The following is a 21575-nucleotide window of genomic DNA, read 5'->3' as shown; positions in this document are numbered from 1 at the left end:
TTCCGTTAGTGTAAAAATTTGCTTTGGTGGCGCGGTTGATATAGCCAGCGTCGCATCAATCGAATGCTGAGGTGTCACGTGGGAAGCAGAGGCCGGGTTACATTGCAGACCATCGCAAAGGAGGTCGGCCTGTCGAAATATGCGGTATCGCGGTCGCTTGCCGGCAAGAGCGGCGTCAGCGAAGAGACGCGCGCACTGATTCGCGAGACGGCGCAGCGCCTTGGCTATACCAAGCCCGCCGGGCAGGGTGCTGCAGGTGAGGTCGCGGTTGTCTTTCACGATCTCGACGCGGTCAACAGTGAGCTCTATATGCAGGTGCAGAACGGTGTGCAGCGCGAGGCTCATCGGCTTGGCATGACGCTGCGCGTACGCTGGACCCATGATTCCGGTCAGCTGGAAGAGCTGGCGCGCAGCTGCGACGGGCTGATGCTCGTCGGTCCACATGCCCGTGAGGCAGTGGCGGCGGTGAGTGCTACCGGCGTTCCGATCGTGCGTTTCGGCTGGGTCGATGCGCTCGAACAGATCGATCATGTGGGTGGCACCGATCATGAGGCAGGGCAGGCGGTGCTGGAGTATCTGGTCGGGCTCGGCCACCGGTCCATCGTGTACGTCTATGGCATGCCGGGCCTGCGGGGCCGCCAGGAGCGGCATTACGGTGCCCGAGAAATCGCCGAACGTTATCCGGATGTTGCGCTTCATGTCATGCAGTTCGATGAAGAGAATGGCTTCAACGCAGCCTTCCGGGCGCTCGCCGAAAAAGGCATCCGGCCGACGGCTTTTTTCTGCGCCCATGACGGGCTTGCCCTGACCGTGGTTTCCGAGTTGCTCGGTCAGGGATACCGCATTCCCGACGATATTTCGGTTGTCGGTTTCGGCGACTACTCGCCGGCGACGCAGATCTCGCCGGCGCTGACGACGGTGAGGATGGAGGGGCAGGAATGCGGGGCTGTCGGGCTGCGGCTTTTGCTGGAGCGCATCGAAAATCCACGCCTGCCGGGCATGCCGGCGCGGCGCATCATGATCGCCTCGCGCATTATCGAGCGCCGCTCGGCCGGACCCTGCAAGGTGGTGGCAAGCGTCGATGCCGCCGAGGTTTAACCGCCGAGCGAAGCAATCGCGGCCTTGACTGCGTCCGCGCCGGGCCTAGTCGGCCGGTATTCCAGACCGACGGCGCCGTCGTAACCGTTGGCGAAGATCCAGCCGAGGCGTCGAGCAAGGTCGATATCGCCGGAGCCCGGTTCGTTGCGGCCAGGGTGATCGGCGACGTGGACGTGGACGATCGGTCGAGACGGCCGTTCAGCACCTCCTCGGTGCGCTCGTCCATCACGGCGGAATGGTAGATGTCGTAGACGATGCCGATCTCGGGGCGAGCGACGTCATCGATGATGTCGAGACCTTCGCGGGTCGAATCGAGGAAATAGCCGACATGGTCGATGCGGATGTTGAGCGGCTCGACGCCGAGGCGAACACCACTGCCTTTGAGGATGTCGGCGCCGGCTCTCAGCGTTTCGGTCAGCGCCCGGCGCTGTTCTTGGCGGGGCAAGCCTGGGACATCGTCGCCCGCCTGGGCAATCAGCACCGGCGCGCCGAGACGCTTCGCGACAGTGACGGATTCGGCAAGGCCTTTCAGCCAGGCCTGCCGGTTGGCAGCGTCGGTCAGCGCGATCATCGGTTCGGCGACGAGGCTGGAGACGGCAAGGCCGGTTTCCTTCAGCGCCGCCTCGATCGCATCCAGATCCCTGCCGGTCCAGCGCCAGAATTCGATCGTCGTCAGGCCGGCCGCATGGGCGCGGCGGTGCGATCGGGAAAGCTGTCACCCTCTTCGGCAAACAGCCATTCTATGCAGGCTGAATAACGTCGCATGAAAACTCCTCCCACATGTTGATGCAGGCATGCGACAGATCGGCGCCTGCCGCAAGAGGGCCTGGACGCTTGACGCCCGGGTTCATTGGCGAAACACTTGGCACATCAGGCCGGGATCTCCGGCCGTTTGCGGAGGAAGACATGGATCTCGGATTGAAGGGTAAGACTGCCGTCATAACAGGTGCGTCGGTCGGCATCGGGCTGGCGATCGCCGAGGGGCTGGCGGCTGAGGGCGCCGACCTCGTGCTGGCAGCCCGTGGCGGCGAACGGCTCGAGGCGGAAGCCGCCCGTATCGCCGAGAAGTACGGCGTCAGCGCCACCGCTGTCGCGGCCGATGTGGCGACGGTTGCGGGAACCGAGGCGATCATTGCGGCGGCGGCCGAAAGAGGCGGCGCCGATATCCTCATCAACAATGCCGGCACAGGATCGAACGAGACGGTGATGGAGGCGCCCGATGAGAAGTGGCAAGACTATTGGGACCTGCATGTGATGGCCGCCGTGCGGCTGGCGCGCGGCATCGCGCCCCAGATGAAGCAACGCGGTGGCGGGGTGATCCTGCACAATGCCTCGATCTGTGCCGTCCAGCCGCTTTGGTACGAGCCGATCTACAACGTCAGCAAGTCGGCGCTGATGATGTTTTCGAAGACGCTTTCGACCGAGCTCATCAAGGACAATATCCGCGTCAACTGCGTCAATGCCGGCCTGATCCTGACGCCCGACTGGATCAAGACCGCCAAGCAATTGACGGCGGAAACCGGCGGCAACTGGGAAGGCTATCTGCAGAGCGTCGCCAACGAGCACGCCGCCTCCAAACGCTTCGGCACGCCCGAGGAACTGGCCAACGTCTTCGTCTTCCTGAGTTCGGAGCGTGCGAGCTATTGCATCGGCTCGACCTATTTCGTCGATGGCGGCATGCTGAAGACGATCTGACCGAGACTCCCGGCAGGGCGCGCGGCGGCCGGTCTTTCTCGAGGCTGCCGGGCGTTTCTGTGGACGTTGCCCATACAAGCTATAAATAATAGCTATTTTGTTGTATGTTCACGCTTTTGACGCTATTTGCCTGCTATTAGCAGGATAAATACTGCGATTTCTACAAGGCGACGACGATGCTGACGAAAAAGGGAAAATACGGGCTGAAGGCGCTGGTCGACCTGGCACGGCTGGCGCCGGGTGAGACCGCCTTCATCAACGACATCGCGGCCCGCAACAATATCCCGAAGAAGTTTCTCGACACGATCCTGCTCGAACTGCGCAATGTCGGCATCCTGCGCTCGAAAAAGGGACCGGGCGGCGGCTATTCCCTGTCGCGGCCGGCAACCGAAATCCGCATCGGCCATGTCATCCGCACGCTCGACGGGCCCTTAGCGCCGATCCGCTGCGCCAGCCGTACGGCTTATGAGGCCTGCGATGACTGTGCCGATCCGGAAACCTGTCAGGTGCGGCGCTCGATGACCGATGTTCGGGACGCGATCGCCGCCATTCTCGACAATATGACCCTCGAGCAGTTCGTCGCCGACGGCGGCCGCATCGACGGCGCCAAGGAACAATTCCCGATCTCCGCCGCCAGCTGAATTAGGCGCTGCCAGGCTTCGACCTATATTCACCTGCGGTATGCACCAGTCTATCCCGCGGCAACGATAGCGCGTGAATGCGGGTGTTGCGCCAATGGCGGTCGAGATTGAGCCCGATGCTGGCCGATGTTTCCCCTGCAAGTTCGAACAGCGCGTTTGCGGTGTCGAGCGCCGTTTCCCCGGCAAGGATTGCAGCCGCCGAGCAGGAGAAATGCGCGTCCGCCATCGCGGCCTCAACGGGATTGACTTGGGCAATGTCGAGTTTGCGGCCAGCCCGTTCCAAGGCTGCCGCCGTTGCCTCGATGCGGATGGCGCGTTCGCCGATCTGGGGAAGGACGCTGGTGCTGCGATCGCCAATTGCTGTCATCAGGTCGCTCCATGCGGCCCGGGCGATGCCCAGGCTGACGCCCGCCTTGAGCAGCAGGCCGAGCGAGATGCCGGTCGAATGTCCGGACGAGGGAGCAGGGGCAATCGCATCGGCATTGACATGAAGCGTTCCGACGATCGCCGTCGCCGATCCATTGGTGCGCTGGCCGAAGCCGTCCCAATCATCCACCACCTGCACGCCTTCTTCACCGCGTGCGAGGTAGAGCGTCACCGGGCGGCTGGGAGGAGCGGTGGCGGCAGCGGCGATCCAGTCGGCGAAGAGAATACCGGGCACTTGGCGCGTGCGCCCGATCAGGCGGTAGCCCGGGCCTTCGGCTGTCAGTTCGGTCCCGTCGGTGAAGGCGGCACCCGCGAAGCGGTCGCCGAGCAGCACGCGGGCAAACAGCGATACCTTCAAATCTTCGGCAGCCTGAGTGCGGAGCGTTTCCAGCGCAGAAAAATGACTTTCCAGCGCCTCGCCGATCGATGCATCGCCCTCAGCGATGATTGCAACGATTTCGGCGAGCAGGGCGTTCGACACGTCGAGCCCTTCATAGTCTGGCGGAACAGTGATTGCCGTCAGCCCCGATACAGATAGCGCATCAAGCTCGGCAAAGGGCAGGATGCGGTTGATATCGCGTTCGCTCGCTTGATGCCGGAATGCGGCGGCGAGGTCGCGGGCCGTGGATATCGCCTCCTCTTCGCTTTCGATACGATGCGCGGGAGACCTCAGGCTCTCATGAAACTGCGATACCGTTCCCATCGGTCACTCTTTCCTCGACGGATACAGGAGTGAGGGATTAGCCCTCGAATGATAAGGCCGGTTTTTCTACAAAACCCGGGTGCTTTGAATTTTCTTACCAGCTTGATTGCCTTGTCCTTTACTCTACTTACGGTGAAGTGGGGCTTCCTTGATCGAGAAATATGATGAGCGACTCTCGTGCTCGCAACAGCGAGGTTTCGAAAATGGCGCGCCAGCCGAGACCGCGTCTGACGCTGGATATTGCCGCTATCCCAACTTATGCGATCGGCGACATTCACGGTCGGTACGATCTGCTTCTCAAAGCCGAGGAGGCGATCCTGCGCGATGGCGCGCGGCTGCCCGAGCGTAAGCTGATTGTCACGCTCGGCGACTATATCGACCGCGGCCCTGAATCGGCACAGGTCATCACCCACCTCATGGAGCCTCCGCCTGATGGATTCGACCGCATCTGCCTTGCCGGCAATCACGAAGTCGCCATGCTCGACTATATCGATGGTTGGATCTCCTATGACGATTGGATGCAGATGGGGTCGGCGGAGTCGCTCAAATCCTACGGCCTCGATCCGGAGCATCTACCGCTGGTCTTTCCCTCCGGCGCGAAGCTCGATGCCTTCATCCGCCAGTCGCTGCCGCGGACGCATATCGATTTCATGCGGGCGATGCCTGTCCTGCTGGAGACCCCGAGCGTGATTTTCGTGCATGCCGGCATCAATCCGAAGCTGCGGCTCAGTGAGCAGACGGACGAGGATCTGGTCATCATCCGCCAGCGGTTTCTCGAAAGCCGGGTGCCGTTGCCGAAACTCGTCGTTCACGGTCATACGCCGAACGATGAACCCGACATACGGCCGAAGCGGCTCAATATCGATACGCGCGCCTATCGCAGCGGCAAACTCACCGTCGCTCGCTTGTGGCAAGGCCGAGTGCATCTGTTTTCGACCTGACTTCCGTTTCCTCAGCCGATGGGATCGTCTCAGACGACCCCTTCCTCGACCGGCTCTGTCTTCGCTGGTTCTAAAGTGGCCGGCCGTTTACGGCGCCAGCCGCGTAGCACGACGTAGAAGACCGGCGTCAGGAACAGGCCGAAGATCGTCACACCGAGCATGCCCGAGAAGACGGCGGTGCCGAGCGACTGGCGCATTTCGGCGCCGGGGCCGGTGGCGATGGCAAGCGGCAGAACACCGAAGATGAAGGCGAATGCCGTCATCAGGATCGGGCGCAGGCGAAGATGGCTGGCCTCGATGGCCGCCTCCACCGGTGACTTGCCCTCGTCTTCCGCCTGCCTGGCGAACTCGACGATCAGAATGGCGTTCTTGGCCGCAAGGCCGATCAGGACGATCAGGCCGATCTGCGTCAGGACATTGTTGTCCATTCCCCTCAGCGAGACCCCGATCAGCGCCGCGAGCACCGCAAGCGGGACGATCAGAATGATCGCGAGCGGCAGAACCCAGCTTTCATATTGTGCCGCCAGCGCCAGGAAGACGAAGACGACAGACAGGGCGAAGATGTAGATGGCGGTGTTGCCGGTGTGGGTCTCCTGATAGGCGAGTTCGGTCCATTCGAAGGTCGTCCCCTGCGGCAGGATCTTGGCTGCTAAGGCCTCCATCTTGGCGATGGCATCGCCTGTCGACGTGCCTGGCGTCGGATTGCCCTGAAGCGGCACCGAGACGTACATGTTGTAGCGCTGGACAAGCGCCGGGCCGCTGGCATCCTGGATGTCCATCAAGGTTCCGAGCGGAACCAGCGCGCCGGTCGCCGAGCGGACCTTCAGGGCAAGGATGTCCTCCCGGTCCATGCGGTATTGCCGGTCGGCCTGGGCGCGAACCTGGTAGACGCGGCCGAACGCATTGAAATCGTTGACGTAGGCGACGCCGAGATTGATGGAAAGGGCGTTGAAGATATTGGGGATCGGCACATTCAGGAAGCGCGCCTTGTCGCGGTCGATCGCCAGGAAGTATTGCGGGCTGGCATCCGAAAATGTCGTAAAGACGCCGGTCAGCCCCTCGGTCGTTGCCGCCGCCCCCATCATTTGCCGGGCGAGGCCGAGGACGCGGGTCATATCGGCGTTTTCGAGATCGGAAATCTGCATCTTGAAGCCGCCGGAATTGCCGACGCCACGCACGGATGGCGGCGGGATGGCAATGATGAAGGCTTCCTGGATGCTTTGCAGCTTGCCAAAAAGCTCGCCGATGATCTTGTTGGCGTTTTCCCCGCCTTCTTCCCGTTCGGCAAAGGATTTGAACGGGACGAAAACGACGCCGGCATTCGAGGCATTGGTGAACGTGGCCCCGCTGAAGCCGGCAAATTGCACGGCATTGCCGACGCCGGGGACGGTGCGAGCGATATCGCCCACTTGTTTGACGACGGCATCGGTACGCGCGAGCGAGGCTCCGTCCGGTAGCTGTATGACGATGATGGCATAACCCTGGTCCATGGTCGGGATAAAGCCCGCGGGGACTTTCGTGCCCATGTACCAGGTCGCTCCGAGCAGGCAGACGAAGGTGACCATCGCGGCTGTCAACCCAATCCAACTGCTGACCAGATGCCGAACGGTCCATGAATAGCCGGAACTCAGCCGATCGAATCCATGATTGAAGCCGTTTGCAAGCCCTCTTCCCAGACGGGATGCGACATTCATGCGCTTGGTTTCATGGTCATGGGTTTTCAGCAATATGCCTGCGAGCGCGGGCGACAGTGTGAGCGAATTCAATGCGGAAATTGCAGTGGTGACGGAGATCGTGACCGCGAACTGCCGGTAGAACTGGCCGGAGATGCCTGGAATGAAGGCTGTCGGCACGAACACGGCGATCAGCACTAGCGAGATGGCGACGACGGCGGTCCCGACTTCGTCCATCGTGACATGGGACGCCTGCTTCGGCGTCATGCCGCGTGCCAGATTACGCTCGACGTTTTCCACTACCACGATCGCGTCATCGACGACGATACCGATCGCGAGGACGAGACCGAACAGGGTGAGCATGTTGAGCGAGAAGCCGAAGGCGAGCAGGACGGCGAAGGTGCCGATCAGCGATACCGGGATGGCAATGATCGGAATGATTGCGGTTCGCCAGGATTGCAGAAAGACAAGAACGACGATCGCCACCAGGATGGCCGCTTCGGCGATGGTTCTATAGACCTCGGTGATCGAATCCGAGATGAATTCGGTCGTGTCGTAGACGATACGATATTCCAGGCCCGGCGGGAAATTCTGGGATATGTCCTTCATGAGCGTCTGGACTTGATGGGCCGTGTCCAGGGCGTTGGTTCCCGGCCGGGCGAAGATGCCGAGAGCAACTGCGGGATCGTTGTTGAGATAACTGTTGGTGACGTAATCCTGTGCGCCGAGTTCTATCCGGGCGACGTCCTGCAACTGGACGAGCCGGCCCGATGTCGTCGATTTCACGATGACATAGCGGAACTCGCGCACATCGGAGAAGCGGCCGTCCGTTCGCACCGTATATTCGAAAGCATTCTTGCCGGTGACGGGTGGGGCACCGATCTTGCCGCCCGACACCTGGACGTTTTGATCTCTCAACGCGGAGACGACGTCATCGGATGTCATCCCGTAAGCGGAGAGCTTTTCCGGATCCAGCCAGATTCGCATCGAATATTGGCGCTCGCCAAAGATCTGCACGTCGCCGACGCCGTCAAGGCGCACGAGAACGTCGCGGATGCGGTTGCGGGCGTAATTCGAGACGTAAAGCTGGTCATAGCGGTGCGACGGCGAAAGCAGGTGCACCACCATCATCAGATCCGGTGAGCTTTTGTCGGTGGTGACGCCAAGCCGCTGGACTTCCTCGGGAAGACGAGGAAGGGCGATGGAAACGCGGTTCTGGACAAGCACCTGGACCTTGTCGAGATCGGTGCCGAGCTTGAAGGTGATCGTCAGCGCCATGGCGCCGTCGGCGCTGGAGTACGATGACATGTAAAGCATGTCTTCGACGCCGTTGATCTGTTGCTCGAGCGGCGTCGAAACGGTATCGGCGATCGTCTGTGGATCGGCACCCGGATAAGAGGTGCGCACGACGATGGTCGGCGGCGCTATCTCCGGATACTGAGATACCGGCAATTGCGTGTAGGCGATGCTGCCGACCACGAGAAAAAGGATCGAGATGACGGCCGCAAAGATCGGCCGGTCTACGAAAAAATGAGCAAATCTCATTGTCCATTCTCCGCGCCGACGGTTTCGGGCGCAGTGTCCTGCCGCTCCTTGGGCAGTTCGGTCATCTGAGGCGTGATCTTTGCTCCCGGCCGGGCGCGCATCAGGCCGTTGACGATGATTGTCTCGGTGCCGTCAAGGCCCTCGCGTATCACGCGGTAGCCATAGAGACGCGGTCCGGGTCTCACGGGCTTGGTCGATACCGTGCCGTCTTCGGCGACGACATAGACGACGCGCTCATTCTGGTCCGAACCGATGGCCTCGTCGGGGACGAGAATAGCCTGGTAGGTGTTGGAAGCTTCGACCTGTATGCGACCGAAGAGGCCGGGCTGAAGGACGAGATCGGGGTTGGGGAAGCGGGCACGCAGACGAATGGTGCCACTCTCATTGTCGACCCGGTTCTCGGCGAAATCGAGCTTTCCCTTGAATGGTTTGGCAGTGGGATCAGAGATCGTGACGGAGACATCCAGTCCGCCACCGCCCTGCTGGAGGTCCTTGCCCAGTTTGCGCGCCGTGTCGGCGAAATTCAGCAGGCGGCGCTCATCGACGTCGAAATAGAAATCGATCGGGTCGAGCGAAACGATCGTCGTCAGCACAGTCTGGTCGGTCTGCACGAGGTTGCCGGCCGAAATCAGCCGGCGGTCGATGCGGCCGCTGAGCGGCGCCTTGATTTCGGTATATTCCATGTCGAGAGAGGCGCGGTCGGCTGCGGCCTGTGCGCCGCGGACATTGGCCTCGGCCGAATCGAATTCGCGGCGGCGATCATCCAGCGTCTGGGCCGACTGGCTACCGCTCGAAGCAAGCGATTGCGTGCGCTTATATTGCGCATCGGCAAAGACCAGGGTGGATTGCGCCGATTCGAGTGTGGCCTTTGCCTGATTGAGCGCGGTTACGAATGGCCGCTGATCGATGACGAAGAGCAGGTCGCCCTGCTTGACCAATGCGCCGTCCTGGAAATGGATTTCCTGCAGGTAACCACCGACGCGCGAGCGAACGGAGACTTCGTCGACCGGCTCGAACCGGCCGATGAACTCGTCGCTGTCGACGACATCGCGAACGACCGGCTTGGCGACAGTGACGGGCGGGGGCGGCGGGGCGCTCTGGGCCAGCGCGGGGAGAGGCATGAATGCGGCAATACAGCCAAGCACCACCATCTGTCGAAGCGCGTAAGTCATACCGGTCCTCCAATCTCGACGGCCGATTCACTGCCGCCAACCTCAAGATGAAGTGATGCTGTTCATGTCTTGCTGCTTTGACCGAGGGTCTCTGCCCCCGTGATTCCCCGGCGTTCAATCCCTTGGAAAAGGAAGGCCGGCACACAATGCACATCGGAAAAATCGTAACCCTATGGAATTGGACTATAAACGGCAGCGGCGAAAAATTGCAAATGCCAATTGGTAACGATTCCGGAATCCATCAAAATGTCACGGAGGGCATCAGCTCTCGACGATCTCGTCTCTGCCGGGCGGCAGGGCGGCGAGTTCGGCCCAGTCGAGCTCCTGTTCCAGCATGTGAAAGACATCATCGTCGATCTCGTCGGCGCGGCGCATCGCTGCCAATCTGCGGCGTTTCGCGACGATGACGTTGCGGCGCTGCTTGTCGAGCCTGCTGACCTCGCGCGGGTGTTTTCCGTCAGCGGCGATTTCGCGCTCGGAGGTGTAGACGTCGCGCAGGATGCGGGTGGATTTGTCCTCGCCGCCGGCGAGTTCGGCAAGGGCCGCATCGATCAACGTGACGCGGGCTCTGGCGAGGTCGCGGTCCAGGGAGGTGTCCGGGTCGAATTTCAGGTAACGGATCAGTGGCCCGAGCGTCAGGCCCTGGACGATGAGCGTGCCGAGAACGACGGCGAGCGCGCTAAGCAGGATGATATCGCGATCGGGAAAGTCGATCGGCAAAGCGAGCGCAGTTGCCAGCGTGACGAGGCCGCGCATGCCGCACCAGCCGGCAAGCAGGCTGGTGGCGAAGGTCGGAACGGCTTGTGTCGTGCGTCCGCGCGCGGCGAGAAAGTTGATGACGCGATTATAGAAGAGCACCCAGGCCAGGCGGACGACGATGACGGTGACGAAGACCATGGCGGCGAAGGTGATCGCGAAATTCAGGCGGCCGGGATCGAGGTCGAGGACGATCTGGCGGGCCTGCAGGCCCATCAGCAGGAAAGCGAGCACGTTGAGCAGAAAGACCGCGGCTTCCCAGACCGAATAGGAGTGAATGCGGTGGCGTGCCGTCTGCCGCTCGGGCATGTAGCGGGCGATCACCATCGCATAGACGACGATCGCCAGAATTGCTGAAAGATGCAGCCGCTCGGCGATGATCCACGTGCCGAAAGTGGCGACGAATTCGAGCAAGGTGCCGCCGAGCGTGCCGGCGAGCCTCAGGCCGACAACCATGTAGAGACGGCCCAGGAGATAACCGAGGATGAGGCCGCCAGGAACGGCGAGCGCCAGCTCCGCCAGGGCACCGGCGAAGAAGGTGGGGCTTGCGGCGGCTGCCACCGCGGCGCTGAAGATCAACAGCGCGACGGCGTCGTTCAGGAGGCTTTCACCCTTCAGGATCACATAGCTCTGGCGCGGTAGGGTGAAGCGGTCGAGCATGGCGGTCGCGGCCGCTGCATCCGGCGGCGCGACGATGGCGCCGAGTGCGACGGCTGCGGCAAGCGGGAGGCCGGCCATCGTCACGCTGACGGTAGCGACGGCTGCGGCCGTCACGATCACGGCGATGGCGGCGAGCGAGAACAGTGGCAGCCAGTTGTGTCTCAATGTCCTCGGCGGCAGATCATAGGCGGCGTCGAAAAGTACGGGCGCGATCAGCAGCGCCAGCGCAAGCTCAGGATCGATCGAGACCTCGGGCGCCCAGGGCACGGCCGCGACGATGACGCCGGCGATCGCCAGCATTGTCGGATAGGGGATCCGGAATTTCCTGGAAAATTGCAGAAAGGCGATCGCTACCAGCAGCAGCGTCAGCATGCTTTCGAAGAACGCCATCGAGCTCCCCAATGCGCGCCTCCGGCGGAGGCTGTTCCTGCCGCAGAATTAGGGCGGAGCCGGGCCGCGGCTACCATCTGGCGCTTGTAAACGGCGAAAGGGGAAACTGCAGGGTATGATTGACCGGTCTGCGGCATTTTAGCCGCCATTGCTGAATCTACCGTCCATGCCCTTGTGCAGTGCACATGCTCAATATATCTACCGATATTATAAGGATGCTTATAAATAACGGTCACAGCTTTTCATGAACGCCACTCCGACCCTCGGTTTCCTTCTCCACGACGTCGCACGGCTGCTGCGCAAGCGGTTCGAGCAGCGCGCGAAGTGCCTTGGGCTGACCCGGTCGCAATGGCAGACGCTTGCCTATCTCTCGAATAACGAAGGCATCCATCAGGGCGGCCTTGCCGAAATCCTCGAAGTCGAGCCGATCACGCTGGTGCGCATTCTCGACAAGCTCGCCGAGCGCGGGCTGATCGAGCGCCGCCAGCACCCGACCGACCGGCGTATCTGGTTGCTTTATATGTGCGATGAGGCGCACCCGCTGCTTGCCGAAATGCGCGAGCTCGGTGACACCACCCGCGCGGAAGCGCTGCAAGGTGTTTCGGCCGAGCAGCGCGAGCAGCTTTTCCACATCCTATCCGTAATGAAGACGAACCTGGTTCAGGCATGCCGGAGCCCGGTTGACGAGAATGAGACGAACGATGGCTGATCAATCCCCCCTCCGCGTCGTTGCCGACGCCAATGCCAAGACCGAGACTCCTGTCGAAGAAACGCAAGCGAAACAGCAGGAAACGGTAGCCGAAGCGCCTTCATCCAATTCAGCGCCGGCCGCCGCCGTGGCTGCGCCTGGCGGCAACAAGGTCCGCCGCCGGCGCAGTCTCACGCGGCCGATCCTATTTGCCTTGCTGCCGGTGGCGCTCGTCGTCGGCGGTTATTATTACGTCAATGGCGGCCAGGTGATGTCGACCGACAACGCCTATATCCAGGCCGACATGGTCGGGCTTACCACCGATGTCTCGGGTATCGTCGACCAGATCAACGCGCATGAGAACGAGGCGGTCAAAGCGGGGCAGGTGCTCTTCAGCCTGCGGTCGGATTCCTTCAAGATTGCGCTCGATGGCGCCAAGGCGCAGCTCGGCGCGCAGCGCAACCAGATCATGAATCTCAAGGCGAGCTACCAGCAGTCGCTCGCCGAGATCACGCAGGCGCAAGCCGACATTCCCTATTACCAGGATCAGTTCGACCGGCAGCAGAACCTGGTCAACAATGGCAGCGCGACGCAGTCGGCCTATGACGAGGCCAAGCACAATCTGGACGCCGCTCGGCAGAAGGTTGCCGTTGCCAAGGCGGAAGCCGCAACAACGCTCGCCCAGCTCGGCGGCGCTGCCGACCAGCCGGTCGAGGAGAACCCGCTCTATCTGCAGGCCAAATCGAATGTCGACAGTGCCCAGCGCGAACTCGACCACAGCGTCGTCAAGGCGCCGTTCGACGGCATCGTCACCAATGTCAACGCGCTGCAGGTGGGCTCCTACCTGCAGGCTTCGCAGCAGGCCTTCTCGCTCGTTGCCACCGACCATCTGTGGATCGCCGCCAGCCCGAAGGAAACCGAGCTTACCTACGTCAAGCCCGGCCAGACGGCCGAGATCTATGTCGACACCTATCCCGGCGTGACATGGAAGGGCAAGGTCGAGAGCATCAGTCCGGCCTCCGGCTCCAGCTTCTCGCTGCTGCCGGCGCAGAACACTACGGGCAACTGGGTGAAGGTCGTGCAGCGCATTCCGATGCGCGTCAGCATCGAGGATACCGGCGGCAAGCCGCCGCTGCGCGTAGGCATGAGCACGGTGGTCGATGTCGAGACCGGTCATGCCCGCGGCCTGCCTGATTTCGTCAACAAGCTTCTGGGCCGGCCTCAGGGCAAGGATCATGAGTAACGCTTCCGCTTCTCCGGCGACGCCGATTGCCAATCGCGGTGCGATCACGGCCTGCGTCATTCTCGCCGTCATCATGCAGGCGCTGGACACGACGATCGCCAACGTGGCACTGCCCTATATCCAGGGCAGCGTGTCGGCCTCTGCCGACCAGATCAACTGGGTGCTGACCTCCTATATTGTCGCGGCGGCAATCATGACACCGCCGTCGGGCTTCCTCGCCGCCAAGTTCGGCCGCAAACGCGTCCTGCTCGTCGCCATTGCCGGCTTCGTGGCGGCCTCCGTTCTCTGCGGCCTGGCGCAATCGCTGAACCAGATCGTCGCTTTCCGCCTGCTGCAAGGCCTGTTCGGCGCGTCGTTGGTGCCGCTTTCCCAGGGCATCCTCCTCGACATCTATACGGTCGAGGAGCGCGGCTCGGCTATGGCCCTTTTCGGCGTCTCGGTCATGGTCGGGCCGGTGCTTGGGCCTGTCATCGGCGGCTGGCTGACCGACAATATCAGCTGGCGCTGGGTATTTTATATCAACGTGCCGATCGGGGCGCTCGCCTTCATGGGCATCGTCGTCTTCGTCACCGAGACCAAGAGGGATCTGCTGGCCAAACTGGACTGGTTCGGTTTCGGGATGATGAGCCTCGGCATCGCCTCGCTGCAGCTCTTCCTCGACCGCGGCGAGCAGCTCGACTGGTTCTCTTCCGGTGAGATCATGCTCGAGGCGTTGATCTGCGCCTCAGCCTTCTATCTGCTGATCGTGCATACGCTGACGGCGGAGAAATCCTTCGTGAACCCGAAGCTGTTCCTCGACCAGAACTTCTCGATCAGCATGATCTTCATCTTCGTGGTCGGCATTACCTATCTCGCCTCACTGGCGCTGATGACGCCCTATCTGCAGACGCTGATGGGCTATCCCGTCATCACCGCGGGCATCGTCATGGGGCCGCGGGGGCTTGGCACCATGCTCTGCATGTTCATCGTCGGGCGGATGGTCGGCAAGGTCGATACGCGCGCGTTGCTGGCGCTCGGCTTGGGGCTCACCGCATGGGCGATGTACGACATGACCGGCTGGACACCCGACGTCTCGCAATGGACGATCGTCTCGGTAGGCTTCATCCAGGGCGCCGGCCTCGGCTTTCTGTTCGTGCCGCTGACGACGATCGCTTTTTCCACGCTGCCTGCCCATATGCGCGGCGACGGCACCGGTCTCTACAACCTGTCGCGAAACATCGGCTCGGCGGTCGGCATCTCGATCGTCTCGGCGTTGATCGTCGAGAACACGCAGAGCAATCATGAATCGATCGCGGCCTATGTGACGCCGTTCAACCACGCCTTCAATGCGGTGGCTGCGCAGGGGCTCAGCCCGGTGACGGCGGCCGGCCGCGCCTCGCTCAACGAGATCATCACGCTGCAAGCGACGATCATCGCCTATATGGACGATTTCAAGCTGCTGATGCTGATGTCGCTTGCGGTCATTCCGCTGGTGCTGCTGCTGCGCAAGCCGAAGGCAGCACCCGCCGTCGACCACAGCGCCGTCATGGAATGAACTCCAGATTCGAGCAATTCCGGACGAAAAAGCGCTTCGCACTTTTCCTGGAATTGCTTTAGCGAAACGGCTTGCTGAGAAAACGCGATCCCTGAATGCCGAAGCGCCATGGTGCTTCGGCATTTTTCGTGATGCCGATGCGTTTTCCCGAGACGATCGGCACAGGTGCTGACGGCGCGATGGCATAGGGCGGGCGATCAAGCAGCCTGTCATTGATGGCGATATCGATGCCGAGCGCCTGGCATAGCTTGCCGGGACCGCTGCAAAGCGACGTCAGCATATCGGTGCCGCGCCGCTCCATCATCTGAGGGATTCCCGTTTCCGGCTCCAGGGCGCGGATGAGAGCAGCCGAGCCCGGATGGCAGACGAAATTCAGGCACCAGTACATGCCGTAGATGCGGTAGATATAGACGTTGCCCGGCTTGCCGTACATGGCGCCGTTGCGCTTGGTCGGGCCGCGGAAGCTGTGCGATGCCTCATCATCGGGGAAATAGGCTTCGGTCTCGGTGATGCGTCCGCCGACGCCGTCCACGGTCAGATGGCAGCCGAGCAGGTCGCGAGAGACGGCGATCGCATCGCGCTCGAAAAACTTCCTGAGGCTTTCGCCGGTGAGCATGCCGGCGCCGATCGCACCTGATATCGTTCCACCATCGGTCATGATCGACGCAGATAACATTCAGCGCGCTCGCCGTCATCCCGAAACCGCTTCATGCTTTTCGGCCAGAGACATCAGCGGCCGGCATTCGGATCGCGCATCGGGATCGAGGATGATGTGACCGAGACCGGGTCGCTCGCCGGGAAGGAATCTTCCAGACCCTCCTCCAGTTCTTCTTCGAGCAAGGCGGGATCCTTGCTGCGTGCGCCGTCGCTATGGGCCGGTTCGATCGCGGCGGCAAGCAGGGCCTTGGCCCGCAAAACGGCGTTTTCCGAGGTCAGCTCAGGTGTGGTCCGCAGCGTTACGGCAATGCTGTCTTCGCCTTCTCCGCCGAATTCGACGACGAAGCCGTCTTCCGTCTGGTAGACGGTGATATCGTTGAGTGCCATGGCCGTTCTCCGAGGGCGCTCATATTAGCAAGGCGCAATTTAGTGAAGCGCGTTTTCGGAATTTTGTCGAGCAAAGACCTTCACCAGCCAGTCGATGAAGACGCGCACACGCGGCGAAAGCTGGCGGTTGCGGGGGTAAAGCAGGGAAACCGGTGTCGGGGTCAGCGGAAAATCCTGCAGTATCTGGACCAGCGTTCCCGCGGCAAGATCTTCTTCGGCGTGATAGCGTGGGATCTGGATCATGCCGAGGCCCATCCTTGCCGCTGAAATATAGCTTTCGGCGGCGTTGACGGCGACGGTGGCGGGAATGGTGATGTCACGCACCGTGCTGCGGACGGTGAATTCCAACGGCAGCAGGCTGCCGGTGCCGCTGGAGTGGAAGCCGACCATGCGATGGCCGGCAAGCCGGTCGGGATGCTGCGGCAGACCGTGGCGGGCAATGTAGGCAGGAGAGGCGAGCGTCACCTCATCGAGCATGGCGACACGCCGGGCGACCATGTCGCTGTCTTGCGGCGTGCCGACGCGCAGCACGCAATCGATGCCCTCACGCACCAGATCGACCAGCCGATCGCCCTCGCTCATGTAGAATTCAATGGCAGGATAGGTCTCCAGGAAGGACGGCAGGCTTGGCAGCACGAAATGGCGGGCGAGCGTGCCGTGCACGTCGACACGCAGCATGCCCTTCGGCTTGGCGCCGGCAAAGGCCCCTTCGGCTTCCTCGATATCGGCAAGGATCGACAGGCAGCGTTGGTAATAGGCTTCGCCATCAAGCGTCGGACTGACATGGCGCGTCGTGCGCTGGAGCAGGCGCACGCCGAGGCGGGCTTCCAGCCCCTTGACCGCATCGGTGACGGTCGAGCGTGGCAGACCGGTGTCATCGGCGGCAAGCGTGAAGCTGCGGCGTTCCACGACACGGCAAAACACTCGCATGGCATCAAATCTGTCCATCTGTTTGTTCGATATTCCCGGATAGTGATGCCGAATAATGCCTGATTATCCGCAAAAGGAAAGGGCGCATCTTTTCCCCATCGAAAACGCGCTGCGGCGCAGAATGAAGGAGAAGGACAATGGCTTCCAACGAAAACAAGGTCGCATTGGTGACCGGCTCGTCCCGCGGCATCGGCGCAGCGGTCGCCGAGCGTCTCGCCAAGGATGGTTTCACCGTCGTCATCAATTACTCGGGCAATGCCGCTCCGGCCGAGGAACTGGCAAAGAAGATCGAGCAGGCCGGCGGCAAGGCGCTGACGGCGAAAGCCGATGTCAGCGATGCCGAAGCCGTCCGCCGCATGTTCGATGCCGCGGAAGCCGCCTTCGGCGGCCTCGATGTGCTCGTCAACAATGCCGGCATCATGATGCTCTCTTCGCTTGCCGAGGCCGATGACGCCAATTTCGATCGCCAGATCGGCGTCAATCTGAAGGGCACCTTCAATACGTTGCGCGAGGCAGCCAAGCGTCTGCGCGACGGCGGCCGGGTCGTCAACTTCTCGACATCCGTCGTCGGCCTGAAGCTTGAAACCTACGGTGTCTATGCCGCTACCAAGGCTGCGGTGGAAACGCTGACGGCAATCATGGCCAAGGAGATGCGCGGCCGCAACATCACCGTCAACGCCGTCGCGCCCGGTCCGGTCGCCACGGAGCTTTTCCTTAACGGCAAGTCGGACGAACTCATCGCCCGCACGGCGAAAATGAACCCGCTGGAACGCCTCGGCACACCGGAAGACATCGCTTCTGCGGTTGCCTTCCTTGCCGGCCCGGCGGGCGGCTGGATCAACGGCCAGACGCTGCGCGCCAATGGCGGCGTGATCTGACGAAACCGGCGGCTTCCGGCCTCGAGGACTTGCTGAAGCCGGCCGTCGGGAATTGAAACCCCGTCCGTCACCGCGCGCGGGGACGACCGCGCGGGAACATAGGAGCCAAGCCGTCATCGCAAATATGTGAACGCGATTGCGGAATTTTCCCTTATAATCCTGCGGGGAGTGCGTATATCTGCCTTATCGCGAGAGAGTGGAATTCCCTGCCGCTCTCTTTGCGAACCTCCAGAGCCTGCCGCGCCCTTGCTACAGTGCGACAGGCTTGATGTTCAAAGTTGCAGATTGCGGCCCGTCGAAGGCTTCCCTTGCCTTCCGGGCCGTATTTGTCTCGGCGCTCAACCGTCGTTCAGTCTTGCCTCGACCAGAAGTTTCACCAGCCAGTCGACGAAGACGCGGACCTTGTTGCTGAGGTGGCGGTTCGGCGGATAGACGACATAGAGCGGCAGCGGATCGCGACGCCAGTCCGGCAGCACTCGGACAAGTTCGCCCTTTGCCATCGGCTCGCGCGCCATGAAGATCGGCACCTGCGCGATGCCGAGACCCGTCAGCGCAGCTGTCAGATAGGTGCGGCTGTCGTTGACCGAGGCGATGTAACGCGGACTGGTCTCGATCACCTCGTTGTGCCGGCGGAATTCGAAGGGCAGCGTTCGGTTGTTCTGGGCGCGGAAATAGTTGACCGAGTGATGATCTGCCTCCAGATCCTCCGGCCGCTCGGGCATGCCGAATTTCTGGATGTAGCTCGGCGCAGCACATGTGATCATCTCGACTTCGGAGACTCGCCGCGCAATCAGCGACTGGTCGGTCGGCGTGCCGGCCCGCAGCGCGCAGTCGACATTTTCTGCAAGATAATCGACCGTGCGGTCGCCGACACCAAGGTCGATGCGGATGTCCGGATAACGCTGATAGAAATCGCAAAGTGCCGGAACGACGATCCAATCGGCGAAAGCGCCGGCCATCTCGACGCGCAGCCGCCCGCTCGGCAGGCTCTGCGAATTGGAAAGGCTGCCGTCGAGTTCCTCCAGCTCCGAAATGATATGGGCGGCGCGCTCGTAATAAAGCGCGCCGTCCGTGGTCACCATGACCCGGCGCGTGGTACGATTCAAAAGCTTGGTGCGCAGATGCGCTTCCAGGCCCTGGATGAGATTGGTCACCGTCGCCTTGGGCATGGCGAGCATGTCGGCGGCGCGGGTGAAATTGCCCGTCTCCACGACGCGGATGAAGACGCGCATTGCCGAGAGCTGATCCATCGGTTTCAAGTCCGCAGTTTGCGTTGCACCATTGTTCGAGATCTGGAACAGTGTTATCGCGATATAGCTTCTTATTCCCTGGTTGGAATAACAATATCTTTTTTGTGCAAAATGCAAGCGGCAGCCGTTGTCTGCTTGTGGCTGACGCAAAAGAGATCCGAACCATGACGGTGGAATGGAAAGATATGATGCTGGATAAGGTGGCCATCGGCCCCGTTTCCGCACGTATCTACATGGGTGCCGATTATGGCAGGGGCCCGCCGATCGTGCTTTACCTGCACGGCGGGGCTTTTCTCGACAGCGACAAAGCGGCCGACCGGCCGGTGGCGATGAGCCTCGCCAAAGCCGGCGCAATCGTCGTCGACGCTGACTACAGCACGCTGTCCGGCAACATATTTCCGAAGGCGCTGGAAGTTTCCTTCTCAGTTTTTACCTATCTCGCCAACAAACGCGCCGGTCTTGGCGACCGAAAGTCGTTGCTTTTCGTCGCCGGTGAAGAGGCCGGCGGCAATATCGCCGCCGGCGTCGCACTGAAGGCACGCGACCAGATGCCGGACGCGCTCGACGGCCAGGTCCTGATTTCGCCGTTGCTCGATCCCTTCATGGGTACCTCCTCGATCCGCAAGGCTGAAGCCATCGGCATGCGTCAGCGCTGGACGGAAGGTTGGAGCCACTATCTGAGCGGCGGCGGTTGCCACCCTTATGCGGCGCCTTGCCTCTGTTCGCGTATATCCGGCGTCGCGCCGGCACTGATATTCACCGCGGAGGATGATCCTCTGCACGACGAAACGATTGGTTACGGTGTCCGCCTGAAACAGGCCGGCGTCGGTGTGCGCCAGCATGTCCTTCCCGCCGGGACGGGCTGGCCCTCGATTTATGGTGGGAAATCCGAGGGAGTGCCCGACTGGCAGGAAAACGTCAGCCGCCATTTCGGAAGCTTCCTTCGGGAGGTAAGCGTCCAACCGCAATTGCATTGAAGAAGACTGATATTTCGGCGGCTTAGAGCCGCAAGGAGAGTACTAATGACGTCCAGAAGTAAGCGCTGGGCCCTGTTGGGCGCCGGCATTGGCCTTGTTGCGTCCGTTTCCGGCGCTGCATTGTTTTTCGAATTGCCGATGAGCACGACCGCCACGGCCGCTTCCGTCCCCGCGCAGGCTCCCGCTGTGCCGGTGACGGTTGCCGTCGTCGCGGCGCGCGACGTGACGGCCTGGGAAAGTTTCTCCGGCCGTCTCGAAGCGGTCGACCGGGTGCAGGTGCGTTCCCGTGTCGCCGGCGCCATCCTTTCTGTGGCGTTCCGCGAAGGGGCGCTGGTCAAGCAGGGCGACCTGCTCTTCACCATCGACCCAGCCCCCTATCAGGCGAGCGTGGCGCAGGCGCAAGGCCAGGTCGCTTCGGCCGAAGCCAAGGTCAGCCTGGCGCAGACCGAACTCGACCGCGGCCGCAGGCTTTCCGACAACCGCACCATCTCCCAGAGCGATCTCGACCAGCGCCAGAGTGCGCTGGCCGAGGCCCAGGCGGGGCTGCGTTCGGCGCAGGCTGCACTGCAGTCGGCCCAGCTCGATCTCGATTACACTGAGGTGCGGGCTCCGGTGTCCGGCCGTATCGGCAAGATCGAGGTGACCGCCGGTAACCTCGTGGCGGCCGGGTCGGCCTCGCCGGCGCTGACGACACTCGTTTCGGTCGATCCGATCTATGCGAGCTTCAACGCCAGCGAAGAGATGGTGACGCGTGCGCTTGCCCAGCTTCCGCAGACGGACAGCGCCCTGCCTCCCGTCGAGCAGATCCCGGTCGAGGTCGGCACGTTGACCGACAGCGGCACGCCGATCAAGGGCAAGTTGCAACTGATCGATAACGAGGTCGATGCATCAAGCGGCACGATCGGCGTTCGCGCCGTCTTCGATAATCCGGGCGGGCGTCTCATCCCCGGCCAGTTCGTGCGGGTGCGCATGGGCCAGCCGAAGGCCGAAAACAAGATCGTCATCAGTGACCGCGCCGTCGGCACGGACCAGGACAAGAAGTTCGTCTTCGTCGTCGATGGCGAGAACAAGGTCGCCTATCGGCAGGTCCAGCTCGGCACAGTGGCTGACGGTCAGCGGGTGGTCGAAAGCGGCCTGAACGTCGGCGAGAAGATCGTCGTCAACGGTCTGCAGCGCATCCGTCCAGGCGCAGTCGTCGCACCTCAGATGGAAGAGAAGGTCGCGACCGCGCAGTAAAGACTTTCGCCTTCCCCTGAGGGGGAGGGCGCCAATACTCGAAATGATACGACCCGCCGGCGGCTCCCAAACCGCCGGAGAGGGGCTTTGCATCC

Annotated in this window: 18 protein-coding genes and 1 pseudogene; 10 read left to right on the top strand and 9 right to left on the bottom strand. The window is 61.9% G+C overall.

Going from position 1 to position 21575, the window contains the following annotated elements; all coding sequences use genetic code 11:
• Positions 1 to 78: 78 nt before the first annotated feature.
• Positions 79 to 1098 (top strand): LacI family DNA-binding transcriptional regulator, encoded by a 1020-nt coding sequence (locus tag OIU37_RS09715; RefSeq protein WP_168311708.1) that lies wholly within the window; start codon positions 79 to 81, stop codon positions 1096 to 1098.
• On the opposite strand, the pseudogene OIU37_RS09710 reads toward OIU37_RS09715, so the two are convergent.
• Positions 1095 to 1863: pseudogene (locus OIU37_RS09710) on the bottom strand (TIM barrel protein). The gene OIU37_RS09715 and the pseudogene OIU37_RS09710 overlap by 4 nt on opposite strands.
• 141 nt (positions 1864 to 2004) lie before the next feature.
• On the opposite strand from OIU37_RS09710, the gene OIU37_RS09705 reads away from it, so the two are divergent.
• On the top strand, positions 2005 to 2793 hold the full coding sequence (locus tag OIU37_RS09705) for an SDR family NAD(P)-dependent oxidoreductase (RefSeq protein ID WP_182210343.1): 789 nt from the start codon (positions 2005 to 2007) through the stop codon (positions 2791 to 2793).
• A 176-nt stretch (positions 2794 to 2969) separates the two neighbouring features.
• On the top strand, positions 2970 to 3434 hold the full coding sequence (locus OIU37_RS09700) for an Rrf2 family transcriptional regulator (protein ID WP_003542434.1): 465 nt from the start codon (positions 2970 to 2972) through the stop codon (positions 3432 to 3434).
• Between the two features lies 1 nt (position 3435).
• Here OIU37_RS09700 and OIU37_RS09695 read toward each other — a convergent pair whose 3' ends face one another.
• Complete coding sequence (locus OIU37_RS09695) at positions 3436 to 4563, bottom strand: monooxygenase (RefSeq protein WP_171605351.1); 1128 nt, start codon at positions 4561 to 4563, stop codon at positions 3436 to 3438.
• A 164-nt stretch (positions 4564 to 4727) separates the two neighbouring features.
• On the opposite strand from OIU37_RS09695, the gene OIU37_RS09690 reads away from it, so the two are divergent.
• Complete coding sequence (locus OIU37_RS09690; protein ID WP_171605352.1) at positions 4728 to 5504, top strand: metallophosphoesterase family protein; 777 nt, start codon at positions 4728 to 4730, stop codon at positions 5502 to 5504.
• Between the two features lie 29 nt (positions 5505 to 5533).
• Here OIU37_RS09690 and OIU37_RS09685 read toward each other — a convergent pair whose 3' ends face one another.
• The 3 genes from OIU37_RS09685 to OIU37_RS09675 all read right to left on the bottom strand — a co-directional run bounded on the left by OIU37_RS09685 (position 5534) and on the right by OIU37_RS09675 (position 11700).
• A complete protein-coding gene (locus OIU37_RS09685) occupies positions 5534 to 8722 on the bottom strand; it encodes an efflux RND transporter permease subunit (RefSeq protein ID WP_240605253.1) in 3189 nt (1062 codons plus the stop codon).
• Positions 8719 to 9894, bottom strand: a complete 1176-nt coding sequence (locus OIU37_RS09680; RefSeq protein ID WP_182210345.1) for an efflux RND transporter periplasmic adaptor subunit — start codon at positions 9892 to 9894, stop codon at positions 8719 to 8721. Before OIU37_RS09680 ends, OIU37_RS09685 begins: the two co-directional genes overlap by 4 nt.
• 261 nt (positions 9895 to 10155) lie before the next feature.
• Positions 10156 to 11700: a sodium:proton antiporter gene (locus tag OIU37_RS09675; protein ID WP_264257328.1), complete on the bottom strand. Its 1545-nt coding sequence runs from the start codon at positions 11698 to 11700 to the stop codon at positions 10156 to 10158.
• Positions 11701 to 11944: 244 nt separating this feature from the next.
• Here OIU37_RS09675 and OIU37_RS09670 point away from each other — a divergent pair, with 244 nt between their 5' ends.
• Genes OIU37_RS09670 through OIU37_RS09660 form a run of 3 tightly spaced genes read left to right on the top strand, consistent with a single transcriptional unit; the run spans position 11945 to position 15165 of the window.
• On the top strand, positions 11945 to 12409 hold the full coding sequence (locus tag OIU37_RS09670) for a MarR family winged helix-turn-helix transcriptional regulator (protein ID WP_171605355.1): 465 nt from the start codon (positions 11945 to 11947) through the stop codon (positions 12407 to 12409).
• The gene (locus OIU37_RS09665) at positions 12402 to 13631 is read left to right on the top strand and encodes an HlyD family secretion protein (RefSeq protein WP_264257325.1); all 1230 of its coding nucleotides are present in this window, start codon (positions 12402 to 12404) and stop codon (positions 13629 to 13631) included. The genes OIU37_RS09670 and OIU37_RS09665 overlap by 8 nt, the downstream gene beginning before the upstream one ends.
• Complete coding sequence (locus OIU37_RS09660; RefSeq protein ID WP_264257323.1) at positions 13624 to 15165, top strand: DHA2 family efflux MFS transporter permease subunit; 1542 nt, start codon at positions 13624 to 13626, stop codon at positions 15163 to 15165. Before OIU37_RS09665 ends, OIU37_RS09660 begins: the two co-directional genes overlap by 8 nt.
• A gap of 58 nt (positions 15166 to 15223) precedes the next feature.
• Here OIU37_RS09660 and OIU37_RS09655 read toward each other — a convergent pair whose 3' ends face one another.
• The 3 genes from OIU37_RS09655 to OIU37_RS09645 are packed head-to-tail and all read right to left on the bottom strand — an operon-like array spanning position 15224 to position 17157.
• Positions 15224 to 15841, bottom strand: a complete 618-nt coding sequence (locus OIU37_RS09655; RefSeq protein ID WP_240605250.1) for a DNA-3-methyladenine glycosylase — start codon at positions 15839 to 15841, stop codon at positions 15224 to 15226.
• A 53-nt stretch (positions 15842 to 15894) separates the two neighbouring features.
• Positions 15895 to 16209: a hypothetical protein gene (locus tag OIU37_RS09650; protein WP_222402968.1), complete on the bottom strand. Its 315-nt coding sequence runs from the start codon at positions 16207 to 16209 to the stop codon at positions 15895 to 15897.
• 39 nt (positions 16210 to 16248) lie between these two features.
• On the bottom strand, positions 16249 to 17157 hold the full coding sequence (locus OIU37_RS09645; RefSeq protein ID WP_264257320.1) for a LysR family transcriptional regulator: 909 nt from the start codon (positions 17155 to 17157) through the stop codon (positions 16249 to 16251).
• Positions 17158 to 17276: 119 nt separating this feature from the next.
• On the opposite strand from OIU37_RS09645, the gene OIU37_RS09640 reads away from it, so the two are divergent.
• Positions 17277 to 18017: an SDR family oxidoreductase gene (locus OIU37_RS09640; protein WP_240605247.1), complete on the top strand. Its 741-nt coding sequence runs from the start codon at positions 17277 to 17279 to the stop codon at positions 18015 to 18017.
• A gap of 338 nt (positions 18018 to 18355) precedes the next feature.
• Here the strand turns inward: OIU37_RS09640 and OIU37_RS09635 are convergent, their stop codons facing one another.
• A complete protein-coding gene (locus tag OIU37_RS09635; RefSeq protein WP_180694333.1) occupies positions 18356 to 19267 on the bottom strand; it encodes a LysR family transcriptional regulator in 912 nt (303 codons plus the stop codon).
• 164 nt (positions 19268 to 19431) lie between these two features.
• On the opposite strand from OIU37_RS09635, the gene OIU37_RS09630 reads away from it, so the two are divergent.
• Positions 19432 to 20244 (top strand): alpha/beta hydrolase, encoded by an 813-nt coding sequence (locus tag OIU37_RS09630; RefSeq protein ID WP_264257317.1) that lies wholly within the window; start codon positions 19432 to 19434, stop codon positions 20242 to 20244.
• Between the two features lie 45 nt (positions 20245 to 20289).
• Positions 20290 to 21480, top strand: a complete 1191-nt coding sequence (locus OIU37_RS09625) for an efflux RND transporter periplasmic adaptor subunit (RefSeq protein WP_168311692.1) — start codon at positions 20290 to 20292, stop codon at positions 21478 to 21480.
• The last annotated feature ends 95 nt before the right edge of the window (positions 21481 to 21575 follow it).

Origin of the sequence: Rhizobium sp. BT-226, assembly GCF_025847085.2 — a bacterium.
GTDB classification, from domain to species: Bacteria; Pseudomonadota; Alphaproteobacteria; order Rhizobiales; family Rhizobiaceae; genus Rhizobium; species Rhizobium sophorae.
This window is presented reverse-complemented; position numbering and strand designations above follow the sequence as displayed.

What these genes read in the sequence shown, in the direction of transcription:
- OIU37_RS09705 (WP_182210343.1), top strand. Translation starts at nt 2,005, where the DNA reads ATGGATCTCGGATTGAAGGGTAAGACTGCCGTCATAACAGGTGCGTCG.
- OIU37_RS09700 (WP_003542434.1), top strand. Translation starts at nt 2,970, where the DNA reads ATGCTGACGAAAAAGGGAAAATACGGGCTGAAGGCGCTGGTCGACCTG.
- OIU37_RS09695 (WP_171605351.1), bottom strand. Translation starts at nt 4,563, where the DNA reads ATGGGAACGGTATCGCAGTTTCATGAGAGCCTGAGGTCTCCCGCGCAT.
- OIU37_RS09690 (WP_171605352.1), top strand. Translation starts at nt 4,728, where the DNA reads ATGAGCGACTCTCGTGCTCGCAACAGCGAGGTTTCGAAAATGGCGCGC.
- OIU37_RS09685 (WP_240605253.1), bottom strand. Translation starts at nt 8,722, where the DNA reads ATGAGATTTGCTCATTTTTTCGTAGACCGGCCGATCTTTGCGGCCGTC.
- OIU37_RS09680 (WP_182210345.1), bottom strand. Translation starts at nt 9,894, where the DNA reads ATGACTTACGCGCTTCGACAGATGGTGGTGCTTGGCTGTATTGCCGCA.
- OIU37_RS09675 (WP_264257328.1), bottom strand. Translation starts at nt 11,700, where the DNA reads ATGGCGTTCTTCGAAAGCATGCTGACGCTGCTGCTGGTAGCGATCGCC.
- OIU37_RS09670 (WP_171605355.1), top strand. Translation starts at nt 11,945, where the DNA reads ATGAACGCCACTCCGACCCTCGGTTTCCTTCTCCACGACGTCGCACGG.
- OIU37_RS09665 (WP_264257325.1), top strand. Translation starts at nt 12,402, where the DNA reads ATGGCTGATCAATCCCCCCTCCGCGTCGTTGCCGACGCCAATGCCAAG.
- OIU37_RS09660 (WP_264257323.1), top strand. Translation starts at nt 13,624, where the DNA reads ATGAGTAACGCTTCCGCTTCTCCGGCGACGCCGATTGCCAATCGCGGT.
- OIU37_RS09655 (WP_240605250.1), bottom strand. Translation starts at nt 15,841, where the DNA reads ATGTTATCTGCGTCGATCATGACCGATGGTGGAACGATATCAGGTGCG.
- OIU37_RS09650 (WP_222402968.1), bottom strand. Translation starts at nt 16,209, where the DNA reads ATGGCACTCAACGATATCACCGTCTACCAGACGGAAGACGGCTTCGTC.
- OIU37_RS09645 (WP_264257320.1), bottom strand. Translation starts at nt 17,157, where the DNA reads ATGGACAGATTTGATGCCATGCGAGTGTTTTGCCGTGTCGTGGAACGC.
- OIU37_RS09640 (WP_240605247.1), top strand. Translation starts at nt 17,277, where the DNA reads ATGGCTTCCAACGAAAACAAGGTCGCATTGGTGACCGGCTCGTCCCGC.
- OIU37_RS09635 (WP_180694333.1), bottom strand. Translation starts at nt 19,267, where the DNA reads ATGGATCAGCTCTCGGCAATGCGCGTCTTCATCCGCGTCGTGGAGACG.
- OIU37_RS09630 (WP_264257317.1), top strand. Translation starts at nt 19,432, where the DNA reads ATGACGGTGGAATGGAAAGATATGATGCTGGATAAGGTGGCCATCGGC.
- OIU37_RS09625 (WP_168311692.1), top strand. Translation starts at nt 20,290, where the DNA reads ATGACGTCCAGAAGTAAGCGCTGGGCCCTGTTGGGCGCCGGCATTGGC.